This window comes from Bradyrhizobium sp. LA6.1, from assembly GCF_040547805.1.
Taxonomy (GTDB): domain Bacteria; phylum Pseudomonadota; class Alphaproteobacteria; order Rhizobiales; family Xanthobacteraceae; genus Bradyrhizobium; species Bradyrhizobium barranii.
In genome coordinates this window covers 215,077-230,270 of record NZ_JBEPQK010000008.1, presented here as the reverse complement: position 1 = coordinate 230,270, position 15,194 = coordinate 215,077, and the positions used below count along the sequence as shown (strand labels likewise).

At 59.9% G+C, this 15,194-nt stretch carries 13 protein-coding genes; 9 read left to right on the top strand and 4 right to left on the bottom strand.

Annotated elements, in window-relative coordinates; translation table 11 throughout:
- Positions 1-385: 385 nt before the first annotated feature.
- Both glmS and ABIB99_RS21930 read right to left on the bottom strand, forming a co-directional pair.
- Entirely contained in the window at positions 386-2,209 is a 1,824-nt protein-coding gene (gene glmS, locus ABIB99_RS21935) for a glutamine--fructose-6-phosphate transaminase (isomerizing) (protein ID WP_354177534.1), read from the bottom strand.
- Positions 2,210-2,496: 287 nt separating this feature from the next.
- Positions 2,497-3,483 carry an aldo/keto reductase gene (locus ABIB99_RS21930; protein WP_354177533.1) on the bottom strand — a complete coding sequence of 329 codons (987 nt, stop codon included), beginning with the start codon at positions 3,481-3,483 and terminating at the stop codon, positions 2,497-2,499.
- 376 nt (positions 3,484-3,859) lie between these two features.
- Here ABIB99_RS21930 and ABIB99_RS21925 point away from each other — a divergent pair, with 376 nt between their 5' ends.
- Together ABIB99_RS21925 and ABIB99_RS21920 are read left to right on the top strand one after the other, a co-directional pair.
- Positions 3,860-4,867, top strand: coding sequence for an NAD-dependent epimerase (locus ABIB99_RS21925; RefSeq protein WP_354177532.1), 1,008 nt, complete (start codon positions 3,860-3,862; stop codon positions 4,865-4,867).
- A 392-nt stretch (positions 4,868-5,259) separates the two neighbouring features.
- Positions 5,260-5,496: a DUF6894 family protein gene (locus tag ABIB99_RS21920; protein ID WP_028147263.1), complete on the top strand. Its 237-nt coding sequence runs from the start codon at positions 5,260-5,262 to the stop codon at positions 5,494-5,496.
- Positions 5,497-5,611: 115 nt separating this feature from the next.
- On the opposite strand, the gene ABIB99_RS21915 is transcribed toward ABIB99_RS21920, so the two are convergent.
- On the bottom strand, positions 5,612-6,304 hold the full coding sequence (locus ABIB99_RS21915; protein WP_075019340.1) for a LuxR C-terminal-related transcriptional regulator: 693 nt from the start codon (positions 6,302-6,304) through the stop codon (positions 5,612-5,614).
- A 591-nt stretch (positions 6,305-6,895) separates the two neighbouring features.
- On the opposite strand from ABIB99_RS21915, the gene ABIB99_RS21910 reads away from it, so the two are divergent.
- Together ABIB99_RS21910 and ABIB99_RS21905 are read left to right on the top strand one after the other, a co-directional pair.
- Complete coding sequence (locus ABIB99_RS21910; RefSeq protein WP_354177531.1) at positions 6,896-7,702, top strand: LuxR C-terminal-related transcriptional regulator; 807 nt, start codon at positions 6,896-6,898, stop codon at positions 7,700-7,702.
- 313 nt (positions 7,703-8,015) lie between these two features.
- Positions 8,016-9,263 carry a hypothetical protein gene (locus tag ABIB99_RS21905; RefSeq protein ID WP_354177530.1) on the top strand — a complete coding sequence of 416 codons (1,248 nt, stop codon included), beginning with the start codon at positions 8,016-8,018 and terminating at the stop codon, positions 9,261-9,263.
- A gap of 18 nt (positions 9,264-9,281) precedes the next feature.
- Here ABIB99_RS21905 and ABIB99_RS21900 read toward each other — a convergent pair whose 3' ends face one another.
- The gene (locus tag ABIB99_RS21900; RefSeq protein WP_063984317.1) at positions 9,282-10,280 is read right to left on the bottom strand and encodes a glycosyltransferase family 2 protein; all 999 of its coding nucleotides are present in this window, start codon (positions 10,278-10,280) and stop codon (positions 9,282-9,284) included.
- 370 nt (positions 10,281-10,650) lie between these two features.
- Between ABIB99_RS21900 and ABIB99_RS21895 the strand changes: the two genes are divergently transcribed.
- The 5 genes from ABIB99_RS21895 to nadE all read left to right on the top strand — a co-directional run bounded on the left by ABIB99_RS21895 (position 10,651) and on the right by nadE (position 15,194).
- Entirely contained in the window at positions 10,651-11,556 is a 906-nt protein-coding gene (locus tag ABIB99_RS21895) for an FkbM family methyltransferase (RefSeq protein ID WP_231144508.1), read from the top strand.
- A 259-nt stretch (positions 11,557-11,815) separates the two neighbouring features.
- Positions 11,816-13,120, top strand: coding sequence for a lipopolysaccharide biosynthesis protein (locus ABIB99_RS21890; protein ID WP_063986520.1), 1,305 nt, complete (start codon positions 11,816-11,818; stop codon positions 13,118-13,120).
- Positions 13,121-13,176: 56 nt separating this feature from the next.
- Positions 13,177-13,335 carry a hypothetical protein gene (locus ABIB99_RS21885; RefSeq protein WP_354177529.1) on the top strand — a complete coding sequence of 53 codons (159 nt, stop codon included), beginning with the start codon at positions 13,177-13,179 and terminating at the stop codon, positions 13,333-13,335.
- On the top strand, positions 13,328-14,230 hold the full coding sequence (locus ABIB99_RS21880; RefSeq protein ID WP_354177528.1) for a thioesterase domain-containing protein: 903 nt from the start codon (positions 13,328-13,330) through the stop codon (positions 14,228-14,230). Before ABIB99_RS21885 ends, ABIB99_RS21880 begins: the two co-directional genes overlap by 8 nt.
- A complete protein-coding gene (nadE, locus tag ABIB99_RS21875) occupies positions 14,184-15,194 on the top strand; it encodes an NAD(+) synthase (protein ID WP_354177527.1) in 1,011 nt (336 codons plus the stop codon). The genes ABIB99_RS21880 and nadE overlap by 47 nt, the downstream gene beginning before the upstream one ends.

Genomic DNA, 15,194 nt, shown 5'->3' with positions numbered 1-15,194 from the left:
CGGCCTGATGCCGAAGAGTCTGCGAAGATCCGGCTGCGGAGCGCGCGCAAGGCGGCTGGTTCTGAGGAGTTGCGTATCTCGAGTCCCGCGCCGCATTGCCCCCGGGACGACCCACTCGCTTCGCCGGATGGAAGCAGCCGCACAGGACCTAGCTCGTTTCTTGGCAGCAGCGGCCCCGCCAACGCGGTTACAATATAGCGGGGCCGCCTGCCCTGCGGACGTCGGTGCTTAACCTGGCCCGAAGGCCACCAGATTTTACCCCGAGCCGCCGAGAACGCGGATTGGTCGAAGGAGGCACCCATTTCGGAGCGTCCCGGTCTGTCAGACCAGCATCCTGCTTTCGGCAACACCTCTTTCTGAAGCGGAAGTCGCGCGACCGGACCGACTATTCGACGGTCACGGACTTCGCGAGATTTCGCGGCTGGTCCACGTCGGTCCCCATAATCGCCGCACTGTGATAGGCAAGGAGCTGTAGCGGCACCGCGAGAGCGAGCGGCGCCACGATCGGGGGCATATCCGGCAACGCCAGGACCGAGCAACCACTGGACGCGGCGAGCGAAGCACCTCTCTCGTCGGTCAAGAGGATAATACGGCCCCCACGGGCGATCACCTCCTGCATGTTCGACATGGTCTTTTCGAACGTAGCGTCGTACGGCGCAATGACGATGACCGGCAGGCCCTTGTCGATCAGCGCGATCGGTCCATGTTTGAGCTCACCGGCCGCATAGCCCTCTGCGTGAATGTAAGTGACCTCCTTGAGCTTGAGGGCTCCCTCCAATGCCAGCGGATAATTGGTGCCCCGGCCTATGAACAGAGCGTCTCTGGCCCTGGCGATCTCACGCGCGAGCTCATGGACTTTCGGCTCCAGTTCGAGCGCGCGGGCCATATAGTCTGGAATCTCGGCAAGGGCCCGGACGAGTGAGCGCTCGTCTTCGGCCGAGAGCACACCGCGACTGCGACCGGCACCGATTGCAATGCAGAGCAAGATTGCCAGCTGACAGGTGAACGCCTTTGTCGATGCGACCCCTATTTCCGGACCGGCCAATGTGGGCATTACGATGTGGCTCGAACGAGCCATCGTCGAGGTTTGCACGTTGACGACAGAGAGAACACGCTGGCCGTGGGTCTTGGCGAACTCCAACGAGGCGAGCGTATCGGCCGTTTCGCCGGACTGAGACACGAAAATCGCGAGATTGCCCGCGCCGAACGGGACGTCGCGATAGCGGAACTCAGATGCAATATCGATTTCAACCGGGAGCTTGGCGTAGCGCTCGAACCAGTACTTCGCAATCAGACCGGCGTAGAAGGAGGTCCCGCAAGCTACAATCGACACGCGATCGACTGTCCTGAGGGCCGCATCCACGCCTGCCGGCAACCTAATCGTCCCGTCGGGTGCGATATATTGCGCAAGCGTCTGCCCAACCACCTTCGGCTGTTCGTGAATCTCCTTCGCCATGAAGTGGCGGTGCTCGCCCTTGTGAACAATCACGGCGGCACCAGCGATTTTGGCCGACGTACGGCGCAGGCGCGCGCCGTTCACGTCGATAAACTCGATCTGCTCTCGGGTCACGACGGCGAGATCGCCGTCCTCGAGGTAGGCGACAATGTCCGTCAGAGGCGCGAGCGCCATCGCATCCGAACCCAGGAACATTTCGCCGCAACCGTAGCCGACAGCAAGCGGCGAGCCCTTTCGGGCACCGATCAGGAGATTGTCGTGCCCCTCGAACAGGAAGGCGAGCGCGAACGTTCCGCTCAAGCGCGGGAGCACCTTACGCACCGCTGCGACCGGCTCGTATCCGTTCTTCCGCTCGCGGCTAACGAGATGCGCGACCACTTCGGAGTCGGTTTCGGTTGCAAAATGTGCACCGGCCGCTTTGAGATCATTGCGCAACTCTCGATGGTTCTCGATGATCCCATTGTGCACGATCGCCACACCATCAACCATGTGAGGATGCGCATTCGTCTCATCGGGACGGCCGTGCGTTGCCCAGCGGGTGTGACCAATTCCGATCCGCCCGGCAAGCGGCTCCGAGTCGAGCCGACTCTTGAGGTTCACGAGCTTTCCGACCGCACGACGTCGCGTCAGCGAACCGTCCTCGAGAGTAGCAATACCGGCCGAGTCATATCCGCGATATTCAAGCCGCTTCAGCGCATCCAAAAGAAGAGCAGAGGCTGGGCCCCGCCCGACGACACCAACAATTCCGCACATGGCCTCTCTCCGAGCAACTACCAACGGGCCCACCAAGCGCAACCACGATTGCGGGCAATCTCCTAACGCGACGGCATCGGCGTGGCCCCCTCACCTTTGGCCTGCCCTGCTGCGCATGCTTCGGCGAGACGCTCAAGCTAGCCGCCTCCCGGCCGCCCGCGCGCCTGTCGAATATCGTCGACAACATTGGCGACTAGTATCGTGGACGCGAATTCTAGCACGCGCAGCCGCCGATTGTATGATGATGACGGAGTAGACCTCATGCCCATAAGCTCCGCACTTGATCGCTACACCGACGCACGCATGACCAATCGTTCGGTTTGCCGCGGCCCGTTCGCGAGCTCGGCGACGATGCGATTGAGCTGATGAAGCGCCGGGATTTGCGCTGACCGGCGCAGATTGAACGCGAGATGTTCTTTCCGAAACATCGAAAACAGTGAGACTCCTGCCGAGTTCGTTGCCAGCGCATAATCCACGACGAAGGCAGCGGCGATCTCGGTGAGGTCGCCCCGGTATCCCATCTCGTAAAGGCCGTTCAGTATTTCTTTCTCCGATCCAAGCCTTGCGACAAGCGGATCGACGCTCGAGAATGATCCATACGTGACAAATGTCCTGCGCCGCGCAATCTCCGTCGATCTCTGAAGATTCGGCTCGAGCGGATTATTCGCGATCTGTATCAGCCGGTATGGTAGCGATTCATGGAGGTCGTCAATTCCGCCCTCGTTATTGCCCGCAATCGAAATTGCGCGGGCTTTCCCGTCCTGAACGATGCGCTCGACCGCTCGAATGATGTCTTCGCGAACGACCTCTTCGCGGGTGGGACGGTGGAGAGCAAGCACATCTACATAATCCGTGCGAAGTCGCCTCAAGCTGTCCTCGATGCTCGTCCTGATCAGCTCGGCCGATAGTGGCACTTTGAAGGGCTTCGACTTCATTGCGGAGAGGCGCGGTTGGATCCCGGGAAACACCGCAAGAGCGGCGCGCGCGATCGGCTTCAGGATCCGCTTAACGGCGGAGGTATCACGCGGGCGCATCCCGACCTTTGTGCAGATATGGACGCTGCCGCGCTTGCTGGATACGAACTGGCCCAAAATAGACTCGGCCATCCCATCGCCATACGAAGGCGCCACGTCGTACCAGGTTATTCCGGCGTCGTATGCGCGCTCGAGCCCCTCGATCCCCCTGCGAGCCCCAACGCGCCCCCCGAGCGACGCGCAGCCGAAACCGATGCTCGATACATTCGCGCCGAGAGCATCAACACGGACCATCTTCATCGCAAGCACCCCTGACCACGCCGTTTGCGCTCAAGTCACCGACGTCGATCGTTCGACAGCGCGTACTCCAAGCCGACGGCCACGTCGGGCAAGCCCGCCGCTGAAACATCTCTGCAGGTTTGCCTGGCTTCATCTTCATGCAAATGGATGATGACGGGGTTCGCTCGGACATTACATACGCTACGCCCCTGGAATTTGAGACAGTGGCGGGGATGCACGGAGTAGTCCGTTCGAGCGGCTGCTGGCAGCTCGGCTCCGCCGCCATCGTCAGGTGTGCTCATTTGCGCAATCGAGATGCGGCGCGATTGAGAGTTAACTTTCTGCGATCGATGGCGCCTTCTTCGCCGTTCGAAACTCCATCTAACTTGGACAGCGAATGTCATCTCGCTCAGAACAAGTTGCCGACGACGTTCTGGTGACCGGAGCTGCTGGCTTCATCGGTTTTCATGTCGCCCGTCGGCTGCTCGACGAGGGACGCCGGGTCGTCGGATTGGACAACATCAACAGCTACTACGATCCCGCCTTGAAGCGCGCGCGTCTCGACATTCTGCGCCGCGATCCGCGTTTTTCCTTCGTGCAGATCGATCTTGGACATCGGTCGACGATGGCCGAGTTGTTCGCAAAACATCGTTTTGCGAGAGTGGTCCATTTGGCCGCTCAGGCCGGCGTCCGGCATTCGATCGATCAGCCGCACGCCTATGTCGACGCGAATCTTGAGGGATTCCTCAACGTCCTCGAAGGCTGCAGGCATAACGCCTGTGGTCATTTGATCTACGCATCATCATCGTCCGTGTACGGCGCCAATGCCGAGTTGCCATTTTCGACCCGGCATAAAGCCGACCACCCCGTCAGCTTCTATGCCGCGACGAAGAAAGCCAACGAGCTGATGGCCCACTCTTACAGCCACCTGTACCGGCTCCCGGTCACCGGCTTACGGTTCTTTACGATCTACGGCCCGTGGGGCCGGCCCGACATGGCGATATTCCTGTTCGCCGACGCGATCGTCAAAGGCAGGCCGATCAAGCTCTTCAACCATGGCAGGATGCGGCGCGACTTCACCTATGTCGACGACGTCACGCGCGTCATCTCGCGGCTGATCGAGCGCGCTCCGGAGGACAACGCCGATGCGGCGGGCGCACCGGCCAAGCTCTACAATGTAGGCAATAACCGCCCGGAAGCGCTGATGCACGTCCTCGAATTGATCGAGAAAGAGCTCGGACGAACCACGGCGAAGGAAATGCTGCCAATGCAGCCTGGGGATGTTCCGGAAACGTTTGCCGACGTTGGCGATCTCATGCGCGATACCGGGTTTTCGCCCTCCACCCCTATCGAAACCGGCATATCCAATTTCGTCCGCTGGTATCGCGACTACTACCGGATATGATTTTTCGAGATCATCTCCCCAAGGGTCAGACCGTCCGCTCCCGATCGATCGGAGTATCGGCTGCAACTTCTGCGCGGCGGTGATGGACGACCAAGCGGGACTTGCGAAGAAAAGAGCGCGGCCCCGGCGGGGGCATTGGGGATTCGCAGGGCCGGGGCCGCAACGCTGCGCCGAAGTGGGCTCCGTCGACGCAACATCATCGTAGTCCTCGAGAAGCAATTGTTCATTCTGAATTCGTGATCATAGAGATCAACGTCGGGGTACCCATCAATGATGATTGAGCCCTCCTAGAATAGCCGCTTGCTATGCGCGCCCCTGCGATGCGAAATCTTGACCGTGATGCGGGGGGCTCGCTGCAGTCATCGGAATGTTCGCGTTGTCCGGAGACATCCATGCCGCGGTATTTCTTTCATATCCACGACGGTCATTCAGTGCTCGACGATGTCGGACTTGATCTGCCCGACATTTCCGCGGCGCGGACCACTGCGATCGAACTGAGCGGCGAGATCCTCAAGCACGACGTGATGGACCCACTCCTGCATTACATTTCCTGGCAGGTGGAAGTCAGCGACAGCCCCGAGCTTGGCGGCCGGTCGCTGTTCGTTCTTCAGTTCTCCATCGAGGGATAAGAGACCGAAAACGCAGCTTTGCCGGCGCTTGCGCAATCTGAAGGTGCAATAGTCGCTCGGCTCGGCTTCGGCGAAATGCCCGCATATCGCACTGCAAACAGTGCGAGATGATGTCTTAGCGTTCCCCGGGCACCGGATCCGATCCAGCATGCGCCGGTTTGTCCTGCGCCGAATTGGCGCGGTCATCCTGCGAGATGGCGAGGGCCGCAAGCGCAGTGCGATTGCCGATTTCAAGCTTCTGGAAAATGTTGTGGAGGTGAACCTTGATGGTGCCGTCTGCAATGTTGAGCCGGCGGCCAATTTCCTTGTTGGACAGACCACGAGAGACCAGGCGCATGATCTGCCGCTCGCGCTCGGTGAGCACCGCGAGCGCACTTTCCGGATTCGGACTCTGCTCGCGAGGCGCGGCCTGATCGGTGGGTGATAACGGAACAACGGTCTGGCCGTTGGCAATGTCTCGCAAGCCTTGCACCACGGCTTGGCCTGTCATCTCCTTGAGAAGGACACTGTACCCGGCGGGGGCGCCCGCCAACACAAGATCATAGTCCTCGCTGGGCGCGAAGAACACAAACCGCGTTGGTCGGCTGTCCGAATGGCTGAGCGAATTGTTCATCAGCGCGGTCAGCTCCGGCATTGCCGCATCCATGATCGCTATGTCGGGCGCAAGCGTCAAAATTGCCTGGATGCAACTCGCAGCATCGCCGCAGGATGCAACGACCTCAAAATCGGATTCTGAACCGAGAACACTTGCGAGACCCTGCAAAACCATTGGGTGTCGGTCTGCAATCACTACAGTCGCACGACGCATCGGGCGCTCCCTAACCTGCCGCCCCCAAAATTCCCGCGATTGAAGCTACAGGCCCCCGCCCTTGCCGCTCCAACATCAATTGATCACCAACAAATAAACTTCGAGCAATTCCCTAAAGTATCATTTGGCGTAGCGGACCTATGAGGCAAATAACCGCACGAGTCTGTGATCGCAATATACAACAAGTTCGCCGGATCAAAGGGCCGTATGAACCCGGTGGTCACGGCACACACAACCGCTGGCGAGCGGTCTATCCATTTGCCACCTGGCAAGCTCGAAAGCATCGCGATGGAGCAAGGCTTTCGCGAACGGATTCACCCGCTCACGGCGAACATTCAAAGGTTGAATCAGTATTCTCTTTCGCCCCCAAGTCAATCTCTGACGGCCGTTCACCAACAGCTTGGGGACCCATCGGCCTATAACCAAAGGTATATAGGCAAAATCGAAAGATCGAATCTAACCTTCAGCAATTATTAACTAAACGGCGCCCGGCTTCTGCAAATCAGAAAAAGCGGGCGATGAGACGCTTTTTTCCTTTTCCTGCGTGTTTTTCATTCAAGTTGTGTCATTGCGTTGGTTGCGGAGGGTAAGATGAGGAGGCGGCAATCCTGCAAAGTTGTTTTGATCGGACGAAACATTTTGCTGCGAGAGGGAATTTCTCAAATACTGCATGCGGCAGATTTTCAAATTGCGGTGTCGGCCTCGAGCACCGATGAACTTACAAGCACACTCCAGGCACATCAGCAGCTCCTGTTTGTGATTATCCACAGCACCGGCGAATTCGATGCAGCCATGAAGCACATCGGATTTGTAAGAGAGCACTATCCGGACGCGCGCGTCGCGATCGTTTCGGACCACTACCGGCCGGATGAGTTGATCGCGGCCTACAAGGCCGGCGCCAGCGGCTACTTCGTCGACGTCAATTCATGCGACGCTTTCATCAAGTCCATCGAACTCGTGACGATGGGCGAGACGGTGTTTCCACCGGCTTTCCTGTCATTCGTGCTCGATAGCGGTTTCGATCGCGAGCCTCAGCTTCAGCCAGCGATCGAAGAGCGATCAAATCTCCTCGTTGCGGCCGAAGAACGGATAGCACCTCATCTGTCACCGCGAGAGCGGGCGATTCTCTCCTATCTGATCGAGGGCAATTCCAACAAGTGCATTGCGCGAAAGATCGATATTGCCGAGGCGACCGTGAAGGTTCACGTCAAGGCGATCCTGCGCAAGATACGGGTCCAGAACAGGACGCAGGCCGCAATTTGGGGAATGAACAACGGATCACTGGTGCGGGTCTCGAATGGTCACGCGCTGCCGTTGTCAATCGATCGGGAACCTACGCTCAGCCTCGTGTCAAGCGACCGCGGACGGCACGAAATCGGCGCCGCAGAGCCGGACTAGCCTGGCGGATCGGCCTGACGCCCATCAAGCCCTCAACAAATGCCGGGCGGCGCCTATACGCGCCGCCCAGCTAACCGCGCCGGACTGATCTATCGATCGAGAGGATCAGAACCTGCCCGTGGAGCGGCAACATTTCGTGGGGCGTCTCCTGCATTCAAATGATGCGCGCTGGGACCGAGCGGCTAGAACGCATCGTCGACCAATAGTCCTGGTCCCCGCAGGAGCCTGGTGACCGGCAAGCATCGAACCTTGTATCGATCGCTTGCCCACCCGGATGATCCGAGCCCCCTGCTTGCCATGGAGCAAGATACGGATGTCTCCGTCCCTCTACACGCGAATTGGCCTGGCCGGCGCCGTGGCCGTCGTGCTTGCATTGGCGGGCATCGCCGCCGCACAGACGCTTGCAAAGACCAAGCTGACTACTGCCAGCAGCATGAACTTGCCCGACTATCTCGTTCCGGTCACCGATCCCGACACCGGCGCCACGATCGTCCGGATAACAACCCCGGGGCCCTTGGGCGCTGGCTTGGCCTGCCAACGAGCCTATTGCACCCACCGATATTCGAGCGCGCAGGCCTGGAACGCCGACCAGACTCTGCTTCTGATCGCCAACGGTTGTAACGGGCTCTGCTTTCTGGACGGACGGACATACGTTCCGCTGTTCCGCCGGCAGCGTGAAGACGAGTGCGAATGGCACCCGCGCGATCCCGAGCGCATGATATGCGTGATCGGGCGCAAGATCTCGCTCTGGACGCCGCGAACCAATGCCGAAGAGATCATGCTGATGGCCGAGGGCTATCGCGGCCTTCAGTTCGGACCGGGCAAGGGCAATCCCTCTCAGGATGGCCGGCGCATCGCCGTGCGGGGCACGCGCGCCGACGGCGTCGTCGTCGCATTCGCGTTTGACCTCGTGAGCCGACAGAAGTTTCCGGATATCGAAGTGGGGAAGCTGCCCGGGCGAGACGGCGTTTGCGAGATATCTGCCCTGGGCAGCTACATCAGATGCAGCCGCTGGGTCGACGGAAAGGATGAGGCATTCATCTATACCGTCGCAGGCGATCTGGTGCAGAGCTGGACCGAACATCATCGTCCGAGTCATGGCGACATGGCCGTGGACACAGACGGACGCGAGATATACGTCGGAATCAGCAAATCTGATCCCGACATATACCAGGTGATCAAGCGCCGGCTGGATGACGGCGTGGTTACCGCCCTTGCTCCGCGTGGAGAGGCCTCGCATGCGTCCACGCGCGCGATCCACTGGCCCGGCTGGGTGATTCTAAGCTATGGCGGCGATCCAGCCGAGATCGCCCAGCTACCAAAGTTTGCGCCCTTCGCTCGGGAAGTCATTGCTCTGCGAATTGACGGCAGTGGCGAATTCCGACGCATTGCGTACACACGCAACGTCCCGCACGACTACTGGAGCGAGACTCACGGCTCGCCGTCGCCTGACGGTTCCCAGGTGATCTGGTCGAGCAATTGGGGGGTAGCGGGCGGCCCCGTGTTCGACTTCGTAACACGTCTCGATGCCCCCGATCGGACCAGCGCCTTGTCCCGATAATGATCGGCGGCGGCTCCGTCAGGCGTGACCCACACGAGCTAATGAGCCCGCTGCCGATGTACGCGCTCGCGCCCGGATCGCCTTGTTGGCTGCCTTGATAACCGAGGGACGCAGGATCTGGAGCGCGTCCCGGATCGTCGCCCCCCAGGACTGGTGGCGAAATCTTCCGCGCAATCTTGCAACCCGCAATGCACGCACGACCGTTTCGGGATCCGGAAGCCCTTGCTTGTCCTCGACCAGGCTCCAGGTCAGATTCTTGAGATCAAGGGTCTCCTCATCGATCTGAGAGAACGATTTGGAAGCGGTAATGTTCGCGTGGTCCGTCATATCGTAGAAGATCAGGCCGTCGTCGATCGCCACCATGTCGCCATGACAGGCGAGGTCGACGAAGAACAGCTGGTCCACTCCCCACCGGATCGACTTGTAGTTTCGCATCAGACAACCCGCCTGGATGACCTCGCTGTTGATCAGCAGGGTCGACGGAACAATTCCCAGCACCCGGGTCTTGCCGACCAAATAGAGATCCGTCAGGCACTGCTGGCTCGAATACAGCGTGACCTGCCCGCCCCGGCGGTATTTTATGCCTTCATCCTGAACGAGATGAGATGTGGAGGTCATGAACGCAGCGGTGGGGTACGTCCTCGCCAATTCCGCAAAAGTCTCGAGCGATCCCGGCACCAGCCAGTCGTCGTCATGCAACACTTTGATCCAATGACCGCGGCATGCGAGCATTGCGCTGTTCGTATTCTCAACCTGGCCCCGTCCTCGGTGGTTCTGGACAATTCGAATACGGGAATCGCTCCGAGCGTATTCAGACAGAATGCTCCAACTGACGCCTTTGGGACCTTCGTCGTCGCTGATCACCATTTCCCAGTCGGCGTAGTTCTGCTGCAGCACGCTTTCAATCGTACGGCGTATCATATCCGGTCGACGGAAGGTTGGTATGGCCACCGAAATCATGGGGCGGGCGTCCGGATCTCGAATGCCCTCCGACCCGTCGTGCTGCAACAGGTTCATCGCTTTTCCCTCAAGCTCAGTTCATGTCATTCAAGCAGTCGACCCTGACGAACCCGCGATCCGCTCCGCAGAAAACCGACCTCATCGCGTTGCACCGTGTCCTTCTTGACAAGCAGTGAACGTCAAGACCGACCGAATTACACACGACGAACGCTAGGTAGCGGCATGGGACTGGTCATCCTTCATTCGCATGACGATGATCATCCCCAGACGCGAGGTCTCGAAGCGGTCAGCTAGGTCGGCAAGATCACGGCGGGACCGGGAGATCCAGAATCGAACGATCGATACCATCATGCAAATGAAGGATGGCCGGGCGCTCCGGTCAGCCTAGGCTCTGCCGAGCAGCTAACCGCTAGAGATGGGTGGCCCCTTGCACAAATTGCATCAACTGCTCGCTCGAATTCAAGAGGAGCCCGACAAGGCTCGATTCCTGCTATCGCGCGGACTGTGGGTGAGCGGACTGTGCCGCTTTATCACCTTCGGCTTTCCTGCCGGATACAGAATGCGTTTCTATCCCAGCTCCATGTCCGCAGGACTCTGGCGCAACCGGAACCTTCGCGCCGAAGACGCCGACTTCGTCGGATCTTACCTGCAGCCCGGAGAAACCTTCGTCGATGTCGGCGCGAATGTAGGACAGCTGAGCCTCGCGGCCGCTATGCGCGTTGCCCGATCCGGACGAGTCATCGCTATCGAAGCACATCCGCGCATCTGCAAATACCTGCTGGGCAACATTCGCCTGAACGGATTGACCGTCGAGGTCCACAACACGGCGATCGGCAGCACCGAAGGCGAGCTCGTCTTCACGGACTTTCGGAGTGACGACATGAACTTCGCATGCGCTACGCCCCCGGCCGGCATCGCGGCGCTCCGAGTTCCAGTACGAACGCTCGATTCGATCGTCGGAAATCGGGCGATCGATCTCCTGAAGGTCGATGTCGAAGGGTTCGAAGTCGATCTTCTCAAGGGCGCCGCCCAGACCATTTCCAATTGCCGATGTCTGTACATAGAGGATTCTGAGCTCAACCTTCGGCGGGCCGGCACCTCGCGTGCGGAGCTGTATGACCGACTGACCGATCACGGGTTTGAGCTCTTCCATCTCAGGGCGGGACGACTGGAGCCGGCGTCTCCTGACGTACCCGGACCGGACGACGATAACCTGATCGCCGTCAGACCATCCGCCTTGTCGGACCTGCTCGCGCGGACCGGCCTTCGGCTTGCACAGCTCACGTCCCCATCGCCTGTAGATCGGCGTCTCCCGTCGGCGCGGCTTGCGTGAGCATCCATCACCCGCCCACAAGCCACGCGCATCACGGCCGGGTCCCGGGCCCACGATCGGGCTCCATACGTCGTCTATTCCGCAAGCACGAGCTGTTCATGCAAACTCTCCTTCGATTCCGCGACACTTCAGTCAGCGTCATGCGAACGAATGATGGCGCGCACCCCTCTCCATCCTACGATCGAATCGAAATAGATCGCACCGTCGTCGCGACGATCTTGCCGTTTTTAAAATGAATTCTGGACCGAGGAAGTTCTTCATGGCCGCGAAACCGGCGACCGGTCCGACGCGGACAAGGGCTCTTGTTCGTGCAGCGGCGGGCGTCTCCGCCCTCGCACTCACCGGCCAGCTCATGCTCGTAGCGGCCATTCCCATCCTTACCCGGCTCTATTCGCCGGAGGATTTTGGAATATTCACGATCTATCTCTCAATCGTAAACATCGTCGGCGCGATAGCCGGACTTCGCTTCAGCACGTCTCTGTATGTGGTTGAGGACAGAGCTCACGCGCTGGTCGCGCTCAAGCTCACGCTCGTGGCGGTCTGCTTTACGACCTCTGTTGTGCTTACCGCGGGATACCTGCTGTCGGACGTGGTGCCAGCACGACTGCAACATCTTACCTACCTCGTACCCATCGGGATGGCTGCGGTCGGCGTTGCCGACGCAATGAACTGTTGGTGCTTGCGCTTCAATCATATGCGTGACTTCGGCATGGGCCGCCTGATCCTGCCGGCGTCGATGGCAGTGCTCCAGGTGAGCTTCGGCCTCGCGCACCTCGGGGACGGCGCAATGATCCAAGCCCACATCCTGAGCCAGGCTGTGTTGATCGCATTTCTCTGCGTCCGGCTCCTGAAATGGGAGGACATCCGCCGCATCGCGCAAGCCCCGTGGGGTTCGGTCGCGGCGACGGCGCGGCGAGAGTACAAATTTCCCCTGTTCGAGCTGCCCTCGGCCCTTGCGGGATTCGCGATCATCAATCTCCCCGCAATTTTCATAGGCTCGCTATTCGGTACCGCATTCGCCGGGCATTTTGGCGTCGCCGCCCGTCTCGTGACCGGTCCGGTCACCCTGATCGCCTTGCCGCTCAGCAATGTCTTCGTCGCCGAGGCCAGCAAAGACTTCGACCGTCATCATCTGCTCGGCACCGCATGCGGCCTGTTGGTCGTTGCGGCCGGCCTGATCGTTCTGCCGGTGCTCGGCCTTGGATTTATCTCCCCCTACGTCGTCGTTCCGCTGCTCGGAGAATCCTGGATACCTACGGGGCAGATCATGGGCGCCTTGGCGCTGATGTGCGCCGCACAAGCCTTGTCGACGCCCATTCAGGAAGTTCCGACTCTTTTTCGCCGTCAGGAACTGCGTCTGCTGGTTGATCTGGTGCGGGCCGTGTTTGTATTTGGCCCACTTCTCATCGGTGCTCACCTCGGCCTCGACCCGTTGCAGGTGATCTACATGATGGCCGCCGGAGGAGCTACCGGCTACGCCCTGGGAATTATCGTGGCGCTGTTTCTCTTGAATGGGCCTGGCGGCGCGCGGACGTCGGGCGCACCGATCAATGGGCCTGTGTGACCCAGAGGGTCGAAAGAGCACGCCCCGAACTTCGCGTCCGCTCGAGGAGGCGGCACATGGACAACAGACGCGCTGGAGCGAAAATAACCAATTTCCTGGGCGCGACCATGTGCTTCATGCAAATGAATGATGAGAGGATTTTCAACGTCTTCATACTCCAATTTTGGAGCTCGGTCAGTCGGTTGCATGCCAATGAAGCTACGGCCATTGATTGATACAGGCGAGGATTTGGCTTCTCCGCCCTCGTGCAATGTGGCGGCGGCGCCGCCCGTGCTTTTCCTACTGCCCGGCTCACTTGGTTATGGAGCCAGCCTCGCCGCCCTGACAGCCTCAATCCGCGAAATTGCACATGTCGTTCCGATCCGCTACCCGGATCTCGGCAAGATATTGCAGGGTCAGGACAGCGTTTGCGATATGGCTGCTGCTGCCGTGGAGCAGATCAATCGCATCCAGCCGCGCGGCCACATCAGACTTCTCGGTCATTCCCTCGGTGGGGCGGTCGCCTTCGAGGTCGCGACGCGAATGTTTGCCGCCGGCCGCTCGGTGAAGTTCTTCGGAATTCTCGACACCAGCCTCATGGGCGAGCGCAGTTCTGCATGGGAGACGTTGACCCGCACGATCCGTCGAATCCGCAACAACCGGGTCACCGCGCCCCGGATGGTCTGCCGGGCCCTCGCCAAGGCAACCGTCGCGATCGGCCATGAAGCTAACCTGGCCCGGATGCTCGATCGCCGCGCGAAGGGGCAGTTCGATCTCACGTCTTTCAGGCTCAAGCAGGAATTGCAGGAAGTCTTGCGCGCGAAGGCCTACTTCCGCTGGTTGGCGGAGCCGAAATCGATGCTGCCGTTCTCCGCCGTTCTGTTCCGATGCCAGCGAAAGAAGATGCCGCAAACTCTGGGATGGGATCGTGCGTTTGCCCAGATCGATGTCGTCCCAAGCGCAGGCACTCACACCGATCTGGTCATGCCGCCTTACCTCGCGATGAACTTGCACCTCGTCCAGAAGGCGCTGTCGCAAACCTACTCACCGGCCGAGTTTCCCCAGATAGAGGCGGATTGTTCAAGTGACCTTGCAAGCAGCCCACAGCCAAACCGAACCCGCGTTCAGTAAAGACGCCCTGGTCCTGGATGCGCCATTGGAGGTCGCGCGCATCGTCGCGTTCTTGCGCGACCGTGTCCTTGGCGTGCTTGGCCGACGCGGAGCCATCGTCGGACTTTCCGGCGGCATCGACAGCTCGGTGGTCGCAGCGCTCTGTGCGCGCGCATTTGGAAATACGAAGGTCCTCGGTCTGCTGATGCCCGAGCGCGACTCGTCGTCCGATTCGCTGAGGCTCGGCCGGGCCGTTGCCACGCAACTGCGCCTCACGACGGTTGTCGAAGACATCGCACCGGCGCTCGAAGCATTGGGCGCATACCGCCGGCAGCGAGAGGCGATCCAAGCCGTCGTACCCGAATACGGAGCCGACTGGAAATGCAAGCTGGTACTCAGCTCGGGCTCGGAGAGCGCCGGCATCAACATCACCCGTCTGACCGTACAAGACCCGGACGGCGAAACCTCCACCGTGCGTCTTCCGCCCGAGGTCTACCTGCAGATCGTTGCTGCAACCAACTACAAGCAACGGGTCCGCAAGATGACCGAGTACTATCACGCGGACCGTCTGAAATATGCCGTGATAGGTACGCCAAACCGGCTCGAGCACGATCAGGGCTTCTTCGTGAAGCAGGGTGACGGGGACGCGGACGTCATGCCGATTGCGCATCTCTACAAGAGCCAGGTCTACCAACTGGCCGAATACCTTGGCATCGACGACGAGATCAGGCGACGGCCGCCGACGTCTGACACGTTCTCGCTGCCGCAGAGCCAGGAGGAGTTCTATTTCGCTGCCCCCTATCGATTGACTGATGTTTGCATGTACGCGGTCAACCACGGCATTTCCGCCGACAACGTGGCCGAGGCCGTAGGTCTGGCGACAGCGCAGGTGCAGAAGGTCTTCAAGGACATCACTTCCAAGCGTCGGGCGACGCGCTATCTTCACAGCCCGCCTCTACTCGTTGATGCGGTAATCGAGGACTAG

Coding starts and splice junctions, on each gene's coding strand:
- ABIB99_RS21885 (WP_354177529.1), top strand. CDS start 13,177: ATGGACAACAGACGCGCTGGAGCGAAAATAACCAATTTCCTGGGCGCG.
- ABIB99_RS21910 (WP_354177531.1), top strand. CDS start 6,896: ATGAGGAGGCGGCAATCCTGCAAAGTTGTTTTGATCGGACGAAACATT.
- glmS (WP_354177534.1), bottom strand. CDS start 2,209: ATGTGCGGAATTGTTGGTGTCGTCGGGCGGGGCCCAGCCTCTGCTCTT.
- ABIB99_RS21915 (WP_075019340.1), bottom strand. CDS start 6,304: ATGCGTCGTGCGACTGTAGTGATTGCAGACCGACACCCAATGGTTTTG.
- ABIB99_RS21905 (WP_354177530.1), top strand. CDS start 8,016: ATGTCTCCGTCCCTCTACACGCGAATTGGCCTGGCCGGCGCCGTGGCC.
- ABIB99_RS21930 (WP_354177533.1), bottom strand. CDS start 3,483: ATGAAGATGGTCCGTGTTGATGCTCTCGGCGCGAATGTATCGAGCATC.
- ABIB99_RS21900 (WP_063984317.1), bottom strand. CDS start 10,280: ATGAACCTGTTGCAGCACGACGGGTCGGAGGGCATTCGAGATCCGGAC.
- ABIB99_RS21920 (WP_028147263.1), top strand. CDS start 5,260: ATGCCGCGGTATTTCTTTCATATCCACGACGGTCATTCAGTGCTCGAC.
- ABIB99_RS21890 (WP_063986520.1), top strand. CDS start 11,816: ATGGCCGCGAAACCGGCGACCGGTCCGACGCGGACAAGGGCTCTTGTT.
- ABIB99_RS21925 (WP_354177532.1), top strand. CDS start 3,860: ATGTCATCTCGCTCAGAACAAGTTGCCGACGACGTTCTGGTGACCGGA.